Origin of the sequence: Cohnella abietis, assembly GCF_004295585.1 — a bacterium.
GTDB classification, from domain to species: Bacteria; Bacillota; Bacilli; order Paenibacillales; family Paenibacillaceae; genus Cohnella; species Cohnella abietis.
The window spans coordinates 2,944,327-2,963,616 of sequence record NZ_AP019400.1 but is presented as its reverse complement, the minus strand read 5'-3'; the positions used below and the strand labels follow the sequence as shown (position 1 = coordinate 2,963,616).

19 protein-coding genes and 1 riboswitch are annotated in these 19,290 nt (G+C 45.7%); all 19 genes read right to left on the bottom strand.

All coding sequences use genetic code 11. From position 1 onward, the window contains the following. Positions 1–68: 68 nt before the first annotated feature. On the bottom strand, positions 69–557 hold the full coding sequence (gene ytfJ / locus KCTCHS21_RS12560) for a GerW family sporulation protein (RefSeq protein WP_130608389.1): 489 nt from the start codon (positions 555–557) through the stop codon (positions 69–71). 103 nt (positions 558–660) lie between these two features. After that, positions 661–1,347: a DUF2953 domain-containing protein gene (locus tag KCTCHS21_RS12555; RefSeq protein ID WP_130608386.1), complete on the bottom strand. Its 687-nt coding sequence runs from the start codon at positions 1,345–1,347 to the stop codon at positions 661–663. 64 nt (positions 1,348–1,411) lie between these two features. Next, positions 1,412–2,095, bottom strand: coding sequence for an SMC-Scp complex subunit ScpB (gene scpB / locus KCTCHS21_RS12550; protein ID WP_130608383.1), 684 nt, complete (start codon positions 2,093–2,095; stop codon positions 1,412–1,414). After that, positions 2,064–2,849, bottom strand: a complete 786-nt coding sequence (locus KCTCHS21_RS12545) for a segregation and condensation protein A (RefSeq protein ID WP_130616486.1) — start codon at positions 2,847–2,849, stop codon at positions 2,064–2,066. The genes scpB and KCTCHS21_RS12545 overlap by 32 nt, the downstream gene beginning before the upstream one ends. Positions 2,850–2,926: 77 nt before the next feature. Continuing rightward, the gene (gene ribH, locus KCTCHS21_RS12540) at positions 2,927–3,397 is read right to left on the bottom strand and encodes a 6,7-dimethyl-8-ribityllumazine synthase (RefSeq protein ID WP_130616485.1); all 471 of its coding nucleotides are present in this window, start codon (positions 3,395–3,397) and stop codon (positions 2,927–2,929) included. A gap of 42 nt (positions 3,398–3,439) precedes the next feature. Next, complete coding sequence (locus KCTCHS21_RS12535; RefSeq protein ID WP_130608380.1) at positions 3,440–4,669, bottom strand: bifunctional 3,4-dihydroxy-2-butanone-4-phosphate synthase/GTP cyclohydrolase II; 1,230 nt, start codon at positions 4,667–4,669, stop codon at positions 3,440–3,442. Positions 4,670–4,683: 14 nt separating this feature from the next. Continuing rightward, positions 4,684–5,349, bottom strand: coding sequence for a riboflavin synthase (gene ribE, locus KCTCHS21_RS12530; RefSeq protein WP_130608377.1), 666 nt, complete (start codon positions 5,347–5,349; stop codon positions 4,684–4,686). Further along, positions 5,350–6,492: a bifunctional diaminohydroxyphosphoribosylaminopyrimidine deaminase/5-amino-6-(5-phosphoribosylamino)uracil reductase RibD gene (gene ribD / locus KCTCHS21_RS12525; RefSeq protein WP_130616484.1), complete on the bottom strand. Its 1,143-nt coding sequence runs from the start codon at positions 6,490–6,492 to the stop codon at positions 5,350–5,352. Positions 6,493–6,723: 231 nt separating this feature from the next. Further along, positions 6,724–6,922, bottom strand: a riboswitch (FMN riboswitch). Between the two features lie 1,390 nt (positions 6,923–8,312). Next, on the bottom strand, positions 8,313–8,747 hold the full coding sequence (locus KCTCHS21_RS12520) for a peptidylprolyl isomerase (RefSeq protein ID WP_130608374.1): 435 nt from the start codon (positions 8,745–8,747) through the stop codon (positions 8,313–8,315). A 177-nt stretch (positions 8,748–8,924) separates the two neighbouring features. Continuing rightward, a complete protein-coding gene (gene lysA / locus KCTCHS21_RS12515) occupies positions 8,925–10,256 on the bottom strand; it encodes a diaminopimelate decarboxylase (protein WP_130608371.1) in 1,332 nt (443 codons plus the stop codon). 135 nt (positions 10,257–10,391) lie between these two features. Further along, positions 10,392–12,029 (bottom strand): spore germination protein, encoded by a 1,638-nt coding sequence (locus KCTCHS21_RS12510; RefSeq protein ID WP_232058174.1) that lies wholly within the window; start codon positions 12,027–12,029, stop codon positions 10,392–10,394. A gap of 14 nt (positions 12,030–12,043) precedes the next feature. Beyond that, on the bottom strand, positions 12,044–12,493 hold the full coding sequence (locus KCTCHS21_RS12505) for a stage V sporulation protein AB (RefSeq protein WP_130608368.1): 450 nt from the start codon (positions 12,491–12,493) through the stop codon (positions 12,044–12,046). Further along, on the bottom strand, positions 12,462–13,112 hold the full coding sequence (locus KCTCHS21_RS12500; RefSeq protein ID WP_130608365.1) for a stage V sporulation protein AA: 651 nt from the start codon (positions 13,110–13,112) through the stop codon (positions 12,462–12,464). Before KCTCHS21_RS12500 ends, KCTCHS21_RS12505 begins: the two co-directional genes overlap by 32 nt. A gap of 157 nt (positions 13,113–13,269) precedes the next feature. Beyond that, entirely contained in the window at positions 13,270–14,028 is a 759-nt protein-coding gene (gene sigF / locus KCTCHS21_RS12495) for an RNA polymerase sporulation sigma factor SigF (protein ID WP_130608362.1), read from the bottom strand. A gap of 25 nt (positions 14,029–14,053) precedes the next feature. Then, entirely contained in the window at positions 14,054–14,500 is a 447-nt protein-coding gene (spoIIAB, locus tag KCTCHS21_RS12490; protein WP_130608359.1) for an anti-sigma F factor, read from the bottom strand. Next, the gene (spoIIAA, locus tag KCTCHS21_RS12485) at positions 14,500–14,853 is read right to left on the bottom strand and encodes an anti-sigma F factor antagonist (protein ID WP_130608356.1); all 354 of its coding nucleotides are present in this window, start codon (positions 14,851–14,853) and stop codon (positions 14,500–14,502) included. Before spoIIAA ends, spoIIAB begins: the two co-directional genes overlap by 1 nt. Before the next feature lie 238 nt (positions 14,854–15,091). Further along, entirely contained in the window at positions 15,092–16,222 is a 1,131-nt protein-coding gene (locus tag KCTCHS21_RS12480; RefSeq protein WP_130616482.1) for a D-alanyl-D-alanine carboxypeptidase family protein, read from the bottom strand. A gap of 183 nt (positions 16,223–16,405) precedes the next feature. Beyond that, positions 16,406–17,479 (bottom strand): glycosyl hydrolase family 18 protein, encoded by a 1,074-nt coding sequence (locus KCTCHS21_RS12475; RefSeq protein ID WP_130616481.1) that lies wholly within the window; start codon positions 17,477–17,479, stop codon positions 16,406–16,408. Between the two features lie 42 nt (positions 17,480–17,521). Continuing rightward, the gene (locus KCTCHS21_RS12470; RefSeq protein WP_130608353.1) at positions 17,522–19,285 is read right to left on the bottom strand and encodes a polysaccharide deacetylase family protein; all 1,764 of its coding nucleotides are present in this window, start codon (positions 19,283–19,285) and stop codon (positions 17,522–17,524) included. Positions 19,286–19,290 lie beyond the last annotated feature (5 nt).

Sequence of the window (19,290 nt, the reverse complement as noted above, 5' to 3'; positions counted from 1 at the left end):
TGCTGAAAAACAAAAAAAAGCCGGTCATATAGACCGGAGAGCGGTGATGATATTCAGTTGCGCCTAGCTTACATAAGATTGTCAGACGATTTGGAGGTTACCGATGGAACATGAACCTCAGCTTCCCCTGTATCTGCATTTCTTTGGAATGCATTTTTCAGCTTATCCACCCACACTGGAGCTGCATCGATCAATTTTTCCAAGATGTGTGTTTGGCTATCTAAGGGAACAACCTTCACACCCTGCGTGCCTACGACCAAGAAAGCAATCGGCGTTATCGATACACCTCCACCGCTACCTCCACCGAAAGGCATGGCAACTGAAGCATTTTGTCCTTCATGACCATTTTGTTTTTGTTGTCCCCGCGAAGCTTCATCGTTCATACCAGTAAATTCACTACCTCCAGCGGCAAAACCAAATCCGACTTTAGAAATCGGTAAAATGACACTGCCATCTGGCGTTTGAACTGGTTCACCAACAATCGTGTTAACGTCCACCATATCCTTAATGTTTTCCATGGCGGTTTGCATTAGACCGTTAATAGGGTGCTCAGCCAATGTTATTCCTCCTCATTGCGATATAAATAAGAAATTATCTACGCTTTCTGTAGTGTGTGCACAACGAGGGGGGAATATGTAGCAAACGAAATACCACCAACATTTAGGCTTCTTTCGGTCCAGTTAGCCAGTGTCGCCAAGCTCGAATAGCTTTGCCAACTCGAATAGTGTCTTTTCCCAGCTTTGCTATTATCCATAGTAATGTTCCCAAACGGATTCTAAAATCAGCCTCCCAGACGACCGTAAATTCGACTCCGCTATAGTTAGGTGTAATTTGTCCCTGCGGCGATGTATTCAACCTGACAAGCTGTCCTGCGACCCCAGAGGCGCACCCTGACACTGCCCACAGCAAGCCAGTTATAACTGCTGTTGAAGCTGCATCTCCCGTCCCCACCCGGAAATCTAATCTCCAGCGGGTACATTCTAATTTTTTCAGCGAATGCCTCGCCCAAATCTTAAAGTTCTTTGTGGATTGCAATAAGGCTCGGTAAGCCCTCATATAACGTACAACCGTGCCTTTACCTATTTTCCGTCTCGTCGGCTTTCGCTTGCTGTTGCCAGTCAAGCCCCCCGCTCTTCGTTCACGATAGATCACATTCCAGCCTTTAATCACAATAGAGGGTAGAAGGATCTGATAATGATAAAGGCCGTATAGCGCTCTAATGACAATTACGAGCTGATCCAATTGACCGCTGCGCGAATAGCGAACTCGAATACGGATAGGGGAAAATAAAGCTCCAACAACACCCACACATATAACCGCCAATATGATCCAATGCCAGAAGGCCATACTTCCCCCGCCTTTCCTAGGGTAGTATGACCTTCTGGCTTTTCTTCATTCCTTTAACATTGCTTCATTCTGTTTCCAGATCAGAATTAGATTCTAAATCTAAATCTAGATCCATATCGCTATCCATATATGATTCCGCTTGAAGCTCCTTATCCATGTCAACCATGGAAAGCTGACGACCCTCAATTCGTTCGAAGAGCATCTTCGTTCTTTCTTCCAGCTCATCGTCACCTTCAGAAGTAGAAGGTTCAGGTAAGCTTGAAATATTCGCTAAACCGAAATAATCGAGGAACGACTTAGTCGTTCCATAAAGAATAGGTCTACCTAATGCATCCGCGCGTCCCTTTTCTTCAATTAAGTCTTTATTGACGAGATTATGTAATGCTCTGTCGGCCTTGACCCCGCGAATTTCTTCGATTTCAACTCGAGTAATTGGCTGTCTGTAGGCGATAATCGACAGAGTCTCTAGTGCAGCTTGTGAAAGCGCGGCACGAGTAGGAGAATAAGCCAGTTTCTCGAAGTAAGGAGCATGGTCTATTACTGTCGTCATACGATAACCGCCCGCTACCTCTGCTATCCGAATGCCGCGTTTCTTTTTGGCAAGCTCCTTCTGAAGATCCTTCAGCACATCCTTGACGACTTCGATATCAGTCTCAACCACTTCCGCAGCCGTCTTGGCGCTTATTCCCTCGTCACCGGATACGAATAGCAATCCCTCAAGTACTGATTTCAATGTCGAGTAATCCATTGTTATCCTCTCTTCCCGTCCACGTTAACACAATTTCATCGAATAAACCGCTTTGATGGCAGGATACCCATTTCCGTTTCATTAGCTCAAGAATAGCCAGGAAGGTTACTACAATTTCCTGACGGTCCTCACCATCCCCAAGGAGCTGTGAGAATAACAGCCTTCCACCATGAGTGCGGCTTTTTAATGTATTAATTATATCACGAATGCGATCTTTTACCGATATTTCATCCTTGTGGATCGAAGAAACCCTATGGCGACCTGCCAAGCGTCGCATTGCTTTCTGGAAAGCATTTACTAGATCATCAATGTGCAAGCCTTCCACGGGATTAGTCTGCACAACCTTCTCGAAAGGAGACAAATCCGTAGGTTCACGTGTATAGACTTGACTGCGATCCCATTCCTTTTCCCTTAACTGCCCTGCCACCGATTTGAACTTTCGATATTCAAGCAGCTTACGGATTAGCTCTTCCCTAGGGTCTAAGTAATCATCATCGTCCACCGTTAGCCAAGGCTCTTCCGTTACCGGCGGCTTCGGAAGCAGCTGACGGCTCTTCATGGAAAGCAATGTAGCGGCCATGACGAGAAACTCGCTGGTAATGTCTAGCTCCAGCTCTTGCATAGCCCCGAGGTATGCCATATATTGATCCGTTATATCGTTAATCGAAATATCCTGAATATCAATTTCCGCTTTGTCGATGAGATGAAGCAATAAATCTAGCGGTCCCTCGAACGTCTCTAGCTTGTATAGCATTGCCACGCGGGTTTCTCCTCCTGCCCTACCGTTTTACTTCAGTAAACTTAATTTGAAAAATTATGTTTAGGCTATCTTTAGCCTTTAATTGAGCGAGTTAAATTCGCCATTTCGATCGCCGTAGTGGCAGCATCCCAGCCTTTATTTCCGGCTTTCGTTCCTGCACGTTCTACCGCTTGTTCAATGCTATCCGTAGTCAGTACACCGAAGATCGTCGGTACACCTGTTTTTAATGAAATGGCCGCAACACCTTTAGTTACTTCGCTGCTAACATAGTCAAAATGCGGCGTAGAACCGCGAATAACCGCCCCAAGGGTAATAACAGCATCATATTTGCCACTCTCAGCTAGCTTTTGAGCGATAAAAGGAATTTCGAACGCTCCAGGAACCCATGCAATTTCGATCTCGTTCTCCTCAACACCATGACGCTTTAATGCATCTAAAGCGCCGCCTAGCAGCTTGGAAGTAATGAACTCGTTAAATCTGCCTACAACTACCCCATATTTTAAACCTTTGGAAACTAAATGACCTTCATATACGATTGACATTTTATTCATCCTCTCATATCTCACATAGTTAGTTTATTTGTTTTATATTAAGTAATCAGGATCGCCTTTAAAGGAAAGCAGGTGACCTAGCTTATCTTTCTTCGTGTGCAAATATCCCGTATTATCTACATTCTCAGCCATCTGGATCGGAACGCGTTCTACAACATTTAGTCCATATCCCTCTAAGCCTTTGATTTTACGTGGATTATTCGTCAGCAATCGAATATCCTTGATGCCAATATCCTTCAAAATCTGCGCCCCAATGCCATATTCCCGCAAATCCGGAGCAAACCCAAGCTTAATATTCGCTTCCACAGTGTCTAATCCCTGCTCTTGGAGGCTATAAGCTTTTAATTTGTTGATTAGCCCTATCCCACGGCCTTCTTGTCTCATATAGAGCAGAACACCGCTGCCAGCTTCATCGATCTGTCTGAGCGCTGCTTCCAATTGCGGACCGCAATCGCAACGATGGGAATGGAACACATCTCCTGTTAAGCATTCGGAATGTACTCGAACCAATACGGGCTTCGAGCCGTCAATCTCACCTTTAACAAAAGCAACATGCTCTTTATTGTCCACTTCATTCGTATAAGCAAGAGCGTTAAATACACCGAAATCGGTAGGCATTCTAACCTCAACTTCTCTTTTGACAAGCTTTTCTTTCTCGTTGCGGTAGTGAATCAAGTCCTTGATCGTAATCAGCTTCAGAGAGTGCTCCTCAGCAAATATTTCAAGATCAGGCAATCTTGCCATAGTGCCATCTTCTTTAATGATTTCGCAAATGACGGCCGCAGGAGAAGATCCGCATAATTTAGCTAGGTCGACAGCTGCCTCCGTATGACCTGCCCGTCTGAGCACGCCACCCTTTTTCGCAATTAGTGGAAAAATGTGACCAGGTCTGCGGAAATCGCTTGGCTTGGCTGACGGATCGATAAGCGCCTTGACAGATATTGAACGCTCTGGAGCAGATATACCTGTCGTTGTCGAAATATGGTCAACGGAAACCGTAAACGCTGTTCCATGATAATCCGTATTGTGACTGACCATTGGCGGGAGGTCAAGAGCTTCCGCCTTCTCCGGTGTGATCGGGACGCATAGAAGTCCTCGTGCCTCCTTGATCATAAAATTTATGACCTCAGGAGTAGCCTTATCGGCAAGCGCGATTAAATCTCCTTCATTCTCGCGATCCTCATCATCGACAACAATGATCACTTTACCTCTCATTAAATCATAAATCGCATCTTCAATAAGATCAAATTTATTTCTTGCCATCTCTATCGCCCCTTTCACATAAATCCATTATCACGTAGAACAGACTCCGTTAAGCCTCCTGATCGGCTAGCTGGCTGCCCTTCTCGCATACTTAACAAATGATCAACATATTTGCCTAAAATATCGCATTCGATATTAATCGTATCTCCAGAATGTTTATGCTGCAGCACCGTTTCCTTTAGCGTGTGTGGAATAATGGAAACCGTGAACTGACTGGCGCTCCGATCGACAGATACAACTGTAAGACTAATCCCGTCTAAAGTTACCGAGCCTTGCTGCACAACATGTCGTAGGAGCTCTGAATCCTTTGGCTCAATTCGGTACACCACAGCGTTTGCTTCAACTGCCCTGTCTCGAATCGTGCCCGTTCCATCCACATGACCTTGGACGAGATGACCTCCGAATCGCCCACCGACCTTCATCGCCCGTTCCAGATTTAACGCGCTTCCTGGTTGAATGGAGTGTAGGTTCGTTAATCGGTAGGTTTCAGGCATTACATCAACGCTGAAGGTGCTGCGATCGAAATCTACTACAGTTAAGCAAACACCATTCACTGCTATACTATCGCCCATTTTTACGTCAGTTAGCACTTCAGAAGCAGATATACTAAGTATCATCGCTTCCCCCCGTCGCTGGACCGACCGGAGCGTACCCATTTCTTCAATGAGTCCCGTAAACATTTACTTCTCCTCCTTAACGTCGGCCTTCCCAAGATGCTCAATTGATGAATTGCTTGTCGGATAGCCCGAGATGCACCAATCCTCGCCGTATGCCTGCATAGATACCCCCTGTAAACGAAGGGCTGAGGACATTTCCTCTGGACCTTTATAAGCAAAAGCAGATGGAGCGCCATCCCCGCCAACAATGATGGGGGCATAGAACAACATTAGCTTATCGACCAAACCAGCTTCCAGCATAGCTCCGTTCAGCATACCTCCACCCTCAAGCAGAATGGAGCTTATTCCACGTTCCCCGATCAAGGCCATTGCCTTAACAAGATCAACACGAGGACCTGCGCCACATTGGAGCACCTCTACACCTTGATCTTCTAGTTGCCTGACTTTTGTAAGCTCGGCGAGATCAGTTGTCAATATGATCGTAGGTGCAGCTTCGTTAAGAACACGCGAGGTGAGTGGAACCCTCAGCCTAGAATCAACGATAATCCGCGTCGGGTGTAAGCCCGGTACGCTTAATCTCGTCGTGAGCTCAGGATCATCTGAGACAACAGTATCTACACCTACCATAATGGCATTATGCCGGTGTCTTAGCGTGTGCACAGCTTCACGAGACTTTTCCCCCGTTATCCATCTACTATGCCCCGTGCGAGTTGCTATACGACCATCAAGCGACAAAGCCGTTTTCAAGGTTACGAAAGGCATTTTGGTTAAAATAAACTTGTTAAATACTTCGTTTATTTGGGTAGCCTTCGTTTCAAGTATTCCAACCTCTACTTGAATACCCGACTCCCGTAACCTCTGAATGCCTTTGCCCGCTACTAACGGATTTGGATCGACAGTTGCAACAACGACCCGGGATACGCCTTCCACAATAAGTCTTTCGCAGCAGGGAGGCGTAACGCCATAGTGGCTGCACGGCTCTAACGTCACATAAGCCGTCGCTCCTCGCGCCTGCTCTCCTGCCATATTTAAGGCATTAACCTCCGCATGACCTTCGCCACGCTTCAAGTGAGCACCCATCCCTACTATTCGTCCGCTATGGACGATAACACAGCCGACTACCGGATTAACACCGGTTTGACCGGATGCACTTTCCGCTAAATTCAGAGCCAATTGCATATAAAATTCGTCATTCAGCATTTCCATGCGCATCATCCTCTCCCGCAGACGAACATATAACAAGCAGAAAACCCCCAGGATTAAGCCCCGGGGGTGAGAGATACACAGCGTTAAACAGACCCTGTAATGCATGCCCTTAAAAGATGACTAAATAGCCTGTCAATGTCGCAGGTTTGTGAAAAAAAGAACAAACAACTTCGTTTTTCGTCGGTGTTCTTACGCAAACTTGGCTTTTATGGACACGGCATGGCCGCGCTGTGCTTCCTTCTCCCATCCAGACTTTCACTGTCGGTCCCGGAATTTCACCAGGTCCACCGAATCACGCCCGCCGGTTATCCGGAAGAAGCGATTACGGGTCACGGACTGACGGCTGGGAACTCATATGCCTGCTGGCATACTTCAGGTTCCACTGCCGATCACCGCCGGTGGGGAATTACGCCCCGCCCCGAAGGTAAGCAACTTGTTGAGAGAAAGTGTACCACTCTCACAATCAAATTTCAAGTGAAAGCTAGTAAAAAGCAAGTAAAACACTTGGAATTAAATTATTATGGTGGTTTTGGCCCGGTCTGGCGAGGGGAATTAGTCGGTGCTGCCGCTTAATTTCCAACTCAAATTTGAACAAATGGGGGAGTTAGTCGGTGACGCTGCTTAACTTCTACTCATACCTGGAGCTGTGGATAGATTTAGTCGGTGACGTCGCTTAATTCTCCTCTTGCCTGCTCCTGTGGCAGGATTTAGTCGGTGGCTCCTCTTAATTTCTCCTCATGCCTGCTCCTATGGCGGGAATTAGTCGGTGGTACCGCTTAATTTCCCCTCATACCTGCTCCTGTAGCAGGATTTAGTCGGTGACGTCGCTTAATTTCTCCTCTTGCCTGCTCATGTTGCGGGAATTAGTCGGTGGCTCCTCTTAATTTCTCCTCATGGCTGCTCCTATGGCGGGAATTAGTCGGTGACGTCGCTTAATTTCTCCTCATGCTTGCTCCTGCGGCGTGAATTAGTCGGTGCTACCGCTTAATTTCTCCTCATGCTTGCTCCTGTGGCAGGATTTAGTCCGTGACTCCTTTTAATTTCCCTTATACCTTGCTCCTATGGCGAGAATTAGTCGGTGGCTCCTCTTAATTTCCCCTCATACCTGCTCCTGTGGCGAGAATTAGTCGGTGGCATCGCTTAGGTTCCTCCTCTTGCCTGCTCCTGTGGCAGGATTTAGTCGGTGGTACCGCTTAATTTCCCCTCATACCTGCTCCTGTGGCGGGAATTAGTCGGTGACGTCGCTTAATTTCTCCTCTTGCCTGCTCCTGTGGCAGGATTTAGTCGGTGGTACCGCTTAATTTCCCCTCATACCTGCTCCAGTGGCGGAAATTAGTCGGTGACGTCGCTTAATTTCTCCTCTTGCCTGCTCCTGTGGCAGGATTTAGTCGGTGGTACCGCTTATTGGTAGTTTGTAAGCTGCTGGCAGCGGTCTAATTAGTTGAATTACGAAGCTTCGGGCGCTGCAAGACGCTGTGAGCGGACTAATTGGCTGAATTACGGGGGGCGGGCGCTGCAGACGCTGACAACGGATTAATTCGCTGAATTACGGGGGGCGGGCGCTGCAGACGCTGACAACGGACTAATTCGCTGAATTACGGGGGGCGGACGCTGCAAGGCGCTGACAACGGACTAATTGGTTGAATTACGGGGGTTTGTGGGCTGTAAGACGTTTGAGCAGACTAATTGGTTGAATTAAGGGGGTTCGGGCGCTGCAAGACGCTGGCAGCGGTCTACTTTTGCCGCGCGCGGGTGATATGAGCTCACAAAAAACCCGAGCTCGCAGCCCAAAGGCTGAAGCACGGGTTCGTTGCTACACTCTATACCGCGTCGCTAACTCGGATAGATTCCATTTTTTCTTGCCCTTTAAGAGAATCTACAAGCTCCATACCGGAGCTTACTTTCCCAAACACCGTATGAACGCCATCTAGGTGCGGCTGCGGCTGAAAACAGATGTAGAACTGGCTTCCGCCTGTGTTCGGTCCACGGTGTGCCATAGCTAAGCTACCGCGCTCGTGTTTGTTTTTATTATGCTCGCAGTTGATCGAATATCCAGGACCACCTGTACCATTACCATTCGGGCAGCCACCTTGTGCGACAAACCCTGGAATAACACGGTGGAACGGAATTCCATCATAGAATCCCTCATTAGCTAGCTTCTCGAAGTTGGCAACGGTGTTAGGAGCATCCTCGTTGAATAGTTCCAATGTAATCTCTTTACCATCAGCCAATTTAATCAGTGCTTGTTTAGACAATATAATGACCTCCTCAAATCAATTCGCTCTATTGTACAACAATTTGAGGAAAACCAAAAGTTTGAATAAACAATGGACATGCTTAACTGATCGCACTGGAACGCACTTGATCGCACTAGCCGCACAAAATCACACTAGAAGTACTTTCAACTACCCCATATGAAAGAATCAGTCTCCTTACTTCGAAACAGCTTCCTTCTGCAAGCGCTGTGGAATGATATCATTACCAACAATGTTATGATAAGTTTCACGAGCTACAACGAGATCTGCTTTGCCGTCCTTAACGAACACAACAGCTGGGCGACGAATCCGGTTATAGTTGCTTGCCATTGCATAATTGTAAGCACCTGTGCAGAATACAGCCAGCAAATCACCAGACTGAACAGCAGGCAGCTTCAAATCCCATATAAGCATATCTCCGCTCTCACAACATTTTCCAGCAACAGACACTAGCTCGTTTAATGTATCGTTCGCACGGTTCGCCAGAACCGCCTCATATTTAGACTCGTATAAAGCAGGACGCGGGTTGTCAGTCATTCCACCATCAACTGCAATATATTTACGAACCCCTGGGATGTCCTTACTTGTCCCTACTGTATACAAAGTCGTACCTGCATCGCCGATAATACTGCGGCCCGGCTCGATCCATACTTCAGGCAACGCAAAGTTCGCATTTTCGCAAGTCGTCCGAACAGCATCGGCAATAGCTTGCACATAAACACCAACAGGGAGCGGCTGATCGCCTTCCACATAACGGATTCCGAAGCCTCCACCCAAGTTAAGAACTGTGAATGTGTGATTAAGCCTGTCTCTAATCTCTACGGCGAATGCCGCTACCTTCTCAACAGCCATACGGAAGCCTTCAACTTCAAAGATTTGCGAGCCGATATGAGAATGCACGCCCAGAACCTTCAAGCTCGATAAGCCAATAGCAGTTTCAATAGCTGTAAATGCCGTACCATTGCCAAGATCAAAGCCGAACTTGGAGTCCTGTTGACCTGTAGAGATGTAATCATGGGTATGTGCCTCGACTCCCGGCGTAATCCGAAGCAATACGTTAACGCGCTTGCCTTTATCTGCTGCTAATGCATTCAAAAGATGCAGCTCATCGAAATTGTCGACGACAAAGCAGCCAATTCCAGCATCAAGTGCCATTACAATTTCTTCAGGTGTTTTGTTATTGCCATGGAAATGAATGCGCTCTGCTGGGAAGCCTGCTTGAAGCGCGGTATATAATTCCCCGTCAGATACAACATCGAGACTCATGCCCTCTTCTTCTGCTACACGACACATAGCCATAACGCAAAAAGCTTTGGACGCATAAGCGACCTGGTGACGAAGTCCGGTTGTACGGAAGGCTTCCATAAATTCTCTAGCACGTTGGCGCACAAGTGCTTCATCCACAATGTATAGAGGCGTTCCAAACTCTTGTGCCAAGTCTGTAACATCACAGCCTCCGATCTCAAGATGACCCTTACTATTAATTTTGCTTGTACCATGTAAAAACATATCCAATTCCCCTTTGGCGAAATTTCCGGTAAAGTCAATTGACCTCAATCCGGCGTTTGCAATATATAACTGAGTATAGCGGAAATCAGCCCCTGGGGAAATGGAGGAATTACCACAACTTTTGCACTCCTTAGCTTAGATGGGCTGCTTGCGGCTTTTCTTCGTGCGATATAGCGAAAGTCGTGTCTTATTTAACGGAAGCGGTATGCGGAGAATAATGTTTCGAAACGCAGCAGCGTTAAAGGGCAGGAAAGGCCACAAGTACGGTGCGTTAAAGGATCTCTCGAAAGCTAGGTAAAGAAACACGAATGTAGATACCACTACAAAACCAATCTCATGGAAAAAGAAAACAGCCAATAGAAGGGCTAGCCTAACAATTCGATTTGCCAAACCTAATTCGTAGCTTGGAGTAGCGAACATCCCGATCGCAGAAACAGCCATGTACAGAATGACCTCGTTAATGAACAAGCCTGTTTTCACTGCTATGTCGCCAATTAAAATGGCGGACAGCAAAGTCATAGCCGTAACTAAAGGAGCAGGTGTGTGGACAGCCGCTAGCCTGAGTAAATCGACTCCTAGCTCCGCGATCAGAAATTGAAGAATAATCGGTATTTGACCCACTTTATCAGCCCCTATGAACCAAAGCCACTCGGGTCGCATCGTTTGCTTGTCATTAAATAGAAACCAAAGCGGCATCAGTACGAGTGAAGCCAGCATTCCTAGATATCTTACCCAGCGCATGTATGTCCCCATAAAAGGGTTCTGACGGTTTTCTTCTGCATGCTGTACTAGGTCAAAATAGGTGGTCGGCAAAAGTATCGCGCTCGGAGAAGTATCAACGATAATTGTTACACTTCCATCTAGTAGCTGAGCAGCGACGACATCTGGTCTTTCTGTATATCGAGCAAGTGGGAATGGACTCCAGCCCCCGCCAACCATCATCTCCTCTAGCTGTTTATCGGCCAGAGGTATACCGTCGATATCAATGGAATTGATTTTATCCCGAATGGATTCAACAAGCTCTGTGTTCGCTATATCATCAATGTACCCGATACATACATCAGTTTGCGTTCGACGACCTACCTTTAACATCTCGAATCGCAGGTTCGGATCCCTTAATCTTCTACGGACGAGGCCGACATTCATCAGAAGAGTCTCTGTAAAGCCGTCTTGGCTTCCACGAACGACCTTTTCTAATGACGGCTGCTCAGGATTGCGGCCAGGAAAGGACTTAGCATCAATGATCAATGCAGCGGATTGGCCATCAACGTAGAAGGCTGTATTTCCCATGAGTACCTCATCGATCATTTTGGGGAATGAGGTTGTCTTCATTATTTGTATAGCTGGAACATAATTCTCTAGGAAGGCTTGCATCGCATCGGGATTCTTAATACTGTCAGGCTCCAGATATGTCAGCCGTTTAATGATTTCAGTTAATGAAGCATCCTTGGCAAAAACACTCAGAAACAGTAAAGCGACACGATGGCTACCGAAGGTCATCTCGCGAACTTGAACCTCGAAGCTCTTATTCAGCCCAATAGTCTGCTTCAGCAGATCTTTCCAGTGCTCCATGTTATCTGGGATTCGATGCTGCGACTTACGTGCTTGCTCAGACGAGGTTGGATTTATTTTAACTTTACCATCGTCCTTGTTTAATTGTTGCTCTCCAGAGTGTTCCCCTTGCTGCTTGTCACTTCCACCCTTCCCTAGTGAATGGATGTCCAGTGGTATCGTATGCTCCAAATCCATGCTGCCGTGTTCAGTCGTTTCCACCTTTATCACGCTCCTTAAGGATGCAACCACAGCCAATCAATTAATGAACCTACAACTTTCCCAAGTACCATAGCGAGCAGCAAAGAAAACAGATGCGGCATCAGCTTAAATCTCTTAGACAGAATGGGAATGACGTTAAGCACCTCAGTCAACGCCGCAGCGAACATCCCGACGAATAGCCCCTGGAAAATAGCCGGGATAAGAAGTATGCTTGCCGGAAGCTTAAAGGACCAGTTGAATAAATCAGCACTACTCCAATATAAAGCACCAAACAAAATACCCGATTCGAATATAACTGAACGACGATATGCCCTCGTTAATTGCACCAATCTTGGAATAAGATCGAGCACAATCAGCAATGCAACATAAGCACTTCCAACTGCAAACCCCCCGGCCAGCCCGATAACACTCAACAATAATCCTTGCCCTACCTCAGCCACGTTCTTTTCCCGAGTGATCTTCATGTTTTTTGTTGTACTCTTCGGTAATTACGTAATGGTTCACATTCTCCTGATACATGAACATTTCCACTTCGAGCGGATTGGGCTCGTCGTTGTGCCGTTTGCGAAATAGCCGATTAAAGAATAGTAGCATCCCCATCCCAATGCCAATTGAATAAGGAATCTGAAAGAGCCACGGATGTGAGTCAGGACGACCCGTTATAAGCTCCGTAATTCTGCGCTGCACAGCGGGCATATTTACATCAGCGTGAAAATTCATCATAGCCATCCCCGACCCGAAAAATAATAGCAGCCAAGCAAGCACCAAAATTACCCAACGAGGCTTGATCTCTCTACTCGGGGAAATCTCGAGCAATACATGAGGCTCGCCGAATGTCTCAATAACCATGCCAGGCTCAGCTTCTCTAATGGCCTTGACCACCTGTAACATATCAATAAGCAGCAGATTACCATCTTTGGCTGAGATCGTGTGAAGAGGGAGCCTTTTCAATCTTTCCTCCAAGCGACCAACCGTAACCAACCTTGCAACATCCCCTAATGTAACTACAGAATGAGGACGGACAATTGCTCTCCTTCGCATACGGACATAGACGATTTTGGACTCTGGACTGGAGCTCTCCAACTTCCTCCCTCCTCTGCAAGTATTTTGCTTAGTATGGGGAAATAACGACCAATATAGTCGGAAAACGGAAAAAAGCAAGAAGCATCTCCTGAAGAAGATACTCCTGCTTCTCTAAATGGCTAGCTTTATAATGATTGTTACCTGTTATGAAGCTTAGCTATTGGGCTATTTGGTCCTTAATATTCTGAAGAATTTTTTTCTCCAGTCGGCTAACTTGTACCTGTGAGATACCGAGCCGACCGGCGACCTCTGATTGGGTTTGATCTCGGTAATACCGCAAGTAAACAATTAGTCTCTCACGATCGCTCAGACCTTGTATGGCTTCGGTTAAAGCGAGCTTATCGAACCATCGCTCCTGCGATTCGTCGGCAATTTGATCCATTAAAGTAATCGGATCCCCATCATTCTCGAATACCGTCTCATGTATGGATGCCGGCGGTTTATTCGCTTCTTGGGCAAAAACAATTTCTTCAGGCGTAACGCCAATTTCTTCAGCGACCTCACTGATCGTTGGCGCACGTCCTAATCTTTTGGAAAGCTCATCCTTAACCTTACGTACACGGTTAGCCAGTTCCTTAAGAGAGCGACTTACCTTCAGCGTGCCATCATCCCTAAGGAATCTTTGAATCTCTCCAATTATCATGGGAACAGCGTATGTAGAAAACTTAACATCGTAGGAAAGATCGAACTTATCGACTGACTTAAGTAGCCCTATACAACCAATTTGAAACAGGTCATCGCTGTCATATCCTCGGTTCGAGAACCTTTGAACGACCGACCATACTAACCGAATATTGCTATTAACGAGTGTATCACGCGCGATCGTATCTCCGGATTGACTGAGCGCAATTAGACGCTTCACTTCACTGTCATCCAAGTAAGTCGGCGGAGAAGATCGTTTCCATTCTGATTCCATGCCTCCAACCCCTGCCGCACGGTTTTTAATTAAATAACACTTTTTTGGACTCTATCCGTTTCTTCATTCTGAGCGAAGTTCCGCCCTCCGCTGAACTGACGACTTCGAACTCATCCATGAAGTTTTCCATAATCGTGAAGCCCATACCCGAACGCTCCAGCTCTGGACGAGAAGTAAACAAAGGCTGGCGTGCCAGCTCCAAATCTTCAATACCTTTTCCCTGATCTTGAATAGAGATCATTACAGTATCTCCGTCAATCTCAGCCTCAACGGTAACCATGCCTGCCGTGCTTCCGTTATAGCCGTGAATAATGGCATTGGTAACCGCTTCGGAAACGACCGTCTTAATCTCATCAAGCTGCTCCATCGTTGGATCTAATTGGGTGACAAATGCTGCGACTGATACTCTAGCAAAAGACTCATTCTCGGAACGACTGGCAAACGTAAGTTTCATATAATTGTGTCCGCTCATTAGGATACGACCTCCAGACTGGCTAATGCCGAACGTTCGGTTTCGTAAAAGGATAAAATCTTAAACAGCCCCGATAGCTCGAACAATCGTTTTACACTCGCCTGCGTGTCGCACACGACCATTTTGCCGCCACGGCTTTTGACAAGCTTATAACGTCCAAGTATGACGCCCAGCCCTGAGCTGTCCATGAATTGCAAGTCCTTCATGCTCAGAACGACGTGGTCGCACCGTCCTCTTAATATGGCATCCTCCATCTTAAACCGGACGACATCCGCCGTATGATGATCCAATTCTCCCCTCAGACGGACGATCAGTACATTGCGGTGCTGCTCCAGCTCGACCTGTAAGCTCATTCTCATTTCCCCTTCCCCAATATGCGCGTACAGCTCTTCTACAGCCTAGAATGCCAAAGAGCAAGCCTTACGCTTGCCTATCATTCATTGCTGCTACATAAGCTGCATTGTCACCATTTCTACGGCGGACTCTCCCATTCCTGCCCTCCGACAAAACTAGAAGCAGCATTACTCTAATCGACAAAATATGCCAAAGAGGCGGCGACGAATTCCCCGTCAAACCGCCCCTTCCCTAACCTTAATCGGAAAGGAACAGATGCCCTGTTGTTCTTCGCAGCAACGTCCACCATCCAGCACGGCTAACCGCCAAAGGCGATTCTACCGGAAATTCTGTCAACACCTCTGTACCTCGATAGATCACCAGCTTACCAATGGGTTGTCCCACCTCTACCGGCGCCTTTACAGAGGGGTTGAGCACAAGCTCGTGTCTAATCCCCTTGCCCGCATCGCCTTTCTTCAGCAGCACACTATAAGAACGCTTAGCTGTAAGCGGAATTTGGGCAACCTTACCCTTCTCTACTGGAAGAGTCCCGATGGGATCGCCTTTCTTATAAATCGAAACATTCGTATATTGCGCAAATGCATAGTCAAACAGATGAGATACCTCGGCATTACGTGTTTTAGTATTCGGTTCACCCATCACAACAGCGATAAGACGCAAATTGTCCCTTCTTGCAGTGGCCGATAAGCAAAACTTCGCCTCGCTCGTAAAACCCGTTTTTAATCCATCTGCACCATTATAGAAACGGACGAGCTTATTCGTGTTCACGAGCCAGAATGGCTTGGGACTGTCTTTACGAAGGTAGTCTTGGTACAGCCCTGTATAATTCGTAATTCCTTCATATTTAAGCAGCTCACGTGACATTAAGGCAATATCATGTGCCGAAGAAACATGACCTTCTGCAGGAAGACCGTTACAGTTAGCAAACTTCGTATTTTTCATACCTAGCTGTTTAGCCTTCTCATTCATCATCACGACGAATTGCTGCTCACTTCCTCCTAACTTCTCGGCTAGAGCAACCGAGGCATCGTTACCAGAAGCCAAAGCAACACCTTTAAGCATTTCGTCAACAGACATCTCTTCGCCTGGCTCCAGAAAAATTTGCGAGCCTCCCATAGACGCAGCATATTCACTTGTCTGGACTTTGTCAGTCAGCTTTAGACGACCTTCATCTATTGCTTCCATAACAAGAAGCATCGTCATAATCTTCGTAATGCTTGCAGGCGGCAAGGAAGCATTGCTGTTCTTCTCGTAAATAACGGTTCCACTATCCGCGTCCATCAGAATAGCGGACCTAGCACTAGCGGCCATGTCCGTCAAGGAATTGCTAGGCGCTGGTTCTTTAGCCCCTGCAATGGTCGGAACCATTAAAGAAGCAATAATCGTCCAAGCTAGCACCAAAGCAAATGAGCGAAAACTAAATTTATGCGTATGGTTACAGGCCAAAAGTGGCTCCCCCTCTAGCGGCCATATCACGGCCAAGGTTTTTCTTCCTATTAGTTTGTCCTAATTAGGAGAAAAATATTCCATGGGCTTTCGGGAGAAACATTTTTATAAGCTGTCCAGCGTTGCCTTCCCCAAACCACCGAGCCTCCATAGCGCAATATTATGTATACCTGCTTTACTTGCAGTTCTAATCCATTGAGAGAAGGTTTCCTTGTCGGCATACCAAACTGTGTGCTCGATGTTATCTTTATCCCTATATTCAAAATAGACGCCACCACTCTTCGGGTCACGCTTAGAAGTTGCCTTTGTATCCAATAACAGCTTCTCGGCTTGCTTTTCCGTCAATGAGGTGACCTTACCATTATCTGATGACCAATCAAAGCCCCCAGCGGAAAAGGCAATAACCGGGTTCCCCGGCAATTTTTCCATTCTCTTAGCCAGCTTCTCAATAAACTCGTGATCCGCTTTAGGGCCCGGACCGCTATGATTGCCAAAGAGATTATAAGCCATCATGATGTAAGATGGCCCTTCAGGGAGGATCAACCTCTCAATAGGTGCACGAGGCTCAAGCACAATTCTCATTTTTTTCCCCAACGGCTTAAGTCTTTCATACAGCTCTAAATAAAACGCACATACATTTTCCCAATCGCTATCGTTAATTTTCTCATAGTCGATATCTACACCATTAAAGCCATAAGTATTCATGGCAAACAATATGTCTTTAATATGCTCTTCTCGGCTTTCTTCTGTAGCCATTAGTCTTGTTATAAGTGCAGAATCCTTCTGCACCTCCGTCCCCTCTGCATACATAATGTCATTAACTAGGGTCAGGTATAAACTATTAAGACTATTTTCCTTAGCTACCTTTAGTATATCTGGGAGAGCTCTATGAAGATCCTTCGTAAAATAAAGACCATCCTTCTCATCAAAATAAGCAGCGAACACCTGCAGGCTGTCCAAACGATCAGCAATCTTCTTGAGATCCTCCAGGCCGGACTCCCACACCCAATCCGCTATCCAAGCTGACATTTGCGGAGCTTGCTGTATTAATTCCGTTTCCTTAGGTTCATTAGAGTCATCGTACTTCAAGGAAAAAAAAAGAAATCCTCCTATGATCAATAATATAGTAACTGATGTAATAGCAATTATTAGTGTTTTGGAATCTTGTTTAGTGGACATAGACACCTTTGGTCTATCCTCCTTTTACATTCTACATTCTGATTAGAACGTTTCAATCACCCAATCAATAGTGGAGTTAAATGATCTTTTGACTATACTGACTGCCTTTTTTAATCCTTCATAGCTATTGTTGTACAACGTAGCCTGCTTTTTAAAATCCTTTCCAATGGCAACAACTTTAACGTCATCGAACACTCCGTCGTATATGTTATCTTTTTTGTTCTGTTCATTGTATTTGGATTCTAAAGCCACGCCCCCGGCGCCAATCGAGCTATTAATAATTTGGTTAACTAGTAAGGGTTCATTATCTATAATCACGTTGAGCTTATTCCCTTGTAAGGCTACGTCTATTTTTCTAGTATTCTTAATATTGGTAGGATATTCATCCTTAGTTGAACCACCGGAGCTTGTTTGTAATTTAGAATAGATGGTCGCCTTATTAAAGGCCAGGTCTTCCGATTTCCAACTCATATCATCCAACTTGCGAGTAAGCAATCTTTCTGGTAGCTGTCCTTGCTCTTTTTGCTCCACAATAATCTCGTTATTTTCAAGGGTAGCCCGAATGTAAGAGCCCTTTTTCCGATCATAACGCAAATAAAGTGCTTGCTTCCCCACTACATTTCCTGCAAAGTCGGCGGTTAATTGGACATCACTGTAGGAATCACTATTTTTCAAATATAGCATTCCGACATCTGATGGTGCTGAAGTGAGTGCAATCCTGTTGTCTAAGAACTGAGCCGCTCCGCTGATGACATTCCAGCCCTTAGCTCTATCAGTATCCCCTTCAACAAACTTCATGCTCTCACCGGTATCCGCATGAATCTTCATTAGCAGATGATTAGTGAACCAATAAGGCTGTGGTTGTACTCTAGTTAGGTCGTAGAGGCTCTCGTTACTAGCGTTATAAACATTTCCTTCTCTGTTATAATGCATTTTGAAAAGCTCTTGGATATTTTTTGTATTTACATCTAATACTAAGCGATTCATACCTTTATGTAGTGCATTGGCATGCATAATCATATACACATTAGGCACAAAACCCAGCTTATCAGTGTATATCTGTTTCATCAAACTATAATCTTGGTTTATTCTTTTTTCCATCTCGGTTCGGTCTTCAACAGGAATCATGTCGCTATCCCTGATAAAATCCATTAAATAATGATTGTAGTATTCAATTTGTTCTTTATGCTTTAAGTTCCCCTCATCCTTAACCCCGATAAAACCTCCATTATTATCGAAGATGTTAATATAAGTGAGACGATACCCATTACTACCCATCTCCCAATACCCGGTTTTCATCATTTTACGCATATCGCTTGGCTGTAAAAATTTCCGTTCACTATTCCCTACCTTATTAGCATAAGAAAGGAATGTCGCTTTATAATTGTATTTCTCCAGTAACGGTTGGGCAAATAAGCCTGAATCATTCCGTCCATCCTCAAAAGATAAGAATAGAGCCTTTTCAGGCAATCCTTTCCCATTGTTGTAGAATTCCAAGATATCATTCTGCGATACCGTGACATAACCCTGATCCTTCAATGCTTTAAGCTGTTGATTTAATTGGTTTTTGGAAATTAGTTTAGGGGTTCCTGTGCGACTTACACCGAAATAGGACAAGGCTATAAAGCCCTGCCTGTTTGTCCATGTCGCCTTATCAGGTTCCTTGTATTTCTCAACATCCACAAGTGCATGAAATAAAATGAAGCCTACCGCAAGCAAAAAGGCAATTTGAAAAATTGTTTTATACACTTTTTTACGATTTTTTTTACGATAATCAAGGGCAGAACTCCGTTTTCCTTTACTCACTTATG

Coding starts and splice junctions, on each gene's coding strand:
- lysA (WP_130608371.1), bottom strand. CDS start 10,256: ATGTTTTTACATGGTACAAGCAAAATTAATAGTAAGGGTCATCTTGAG.
- ribH (WP_130616485.1), bottom strand. CDS start 3,397: ATGTCAATCGTATATGAAGGTCATTTAGTTTCCAAAGGTTTAAAATAT.
- spoIIAA (WP_130608356.1), bottom strand. CDS start 14,853: ATGAGCTTACAGGTCGAGCTGGAGCAGCACCGCAATGTACTGATCGTC.
- spoIIAB (WP_130608359.1), bottom strand. CDS start 14,500: ATGAGCGGACACAATTATATGAAACTTACGTTTGCCAGTCGTTCCGAG.
- scpB (WP_130608383.1), bottom strand. CDS start 2,095: ATGGATTACTCGACATTGAAATCAGTACTTGAGGGATTGCTATTCGTA.
- KCTCHS21_RS12475 (WP_130616481.1), bottom strand. CDS start 17,479: ATGTCCACTAAACAAGATTCCAAAACACTAATAATTGCTATTACATCA.
- ribD (WP_130616484.1), bottom strand. CDS start 6,492: ATGGAAATGCTGAATGACGAATTTTATATGCAATTGGCTCTGAATTTA.
- ribE (WP_130608377.1), bottom strand. CDS start 5,349: ATGTTTACGGGACTCATTGAAGAAATGGGTACGCTCCGGTCGGTCCAG.
- KCTCHS21_RS12505 (WP_130608368.1), bottom strand. CDS start 12,493: ATGAAGATCACTCGGGAAAAGAACGTGGCTGAGGTAGGGCAAGGATTA.
- KCTCHS21_RS12555 (WP_130608386.1), bottom strand. CDS start 1,347: ATGGCCTTCTGGCATTGGATCATATTGGCGGTTATATGTGTGGGTGTT.
- KCTCHS21_RS12545 (WP_130616486.1), bottom strand. CDS start 2,849: ATGCTATACAAGCTAGAGACGTTCGAGGGACCGCTAGATTTATTGCTT.
- sigF (WP_130608362.1), bottom strand. CDS start 14,028: ATGGAATCAGAATGGAAACGATCTTCTCCGCCGACTTACTTGGATGAC.
- KCTCHS21_RS12480 (WP_130616482.1), bottom strand. CDS start 16,222: ATGGTTCCGACCATTGCAGGGGCTAAAGAACCAGCGCCTAGCAATTCC.
- KCTCHS21_RS12535 (WP_130608380.1), bottom strand. CDS start 4,669: ATGGCAAGAAATAAATTTGATCTTATTGAAGATGCGATTTATGATTTA.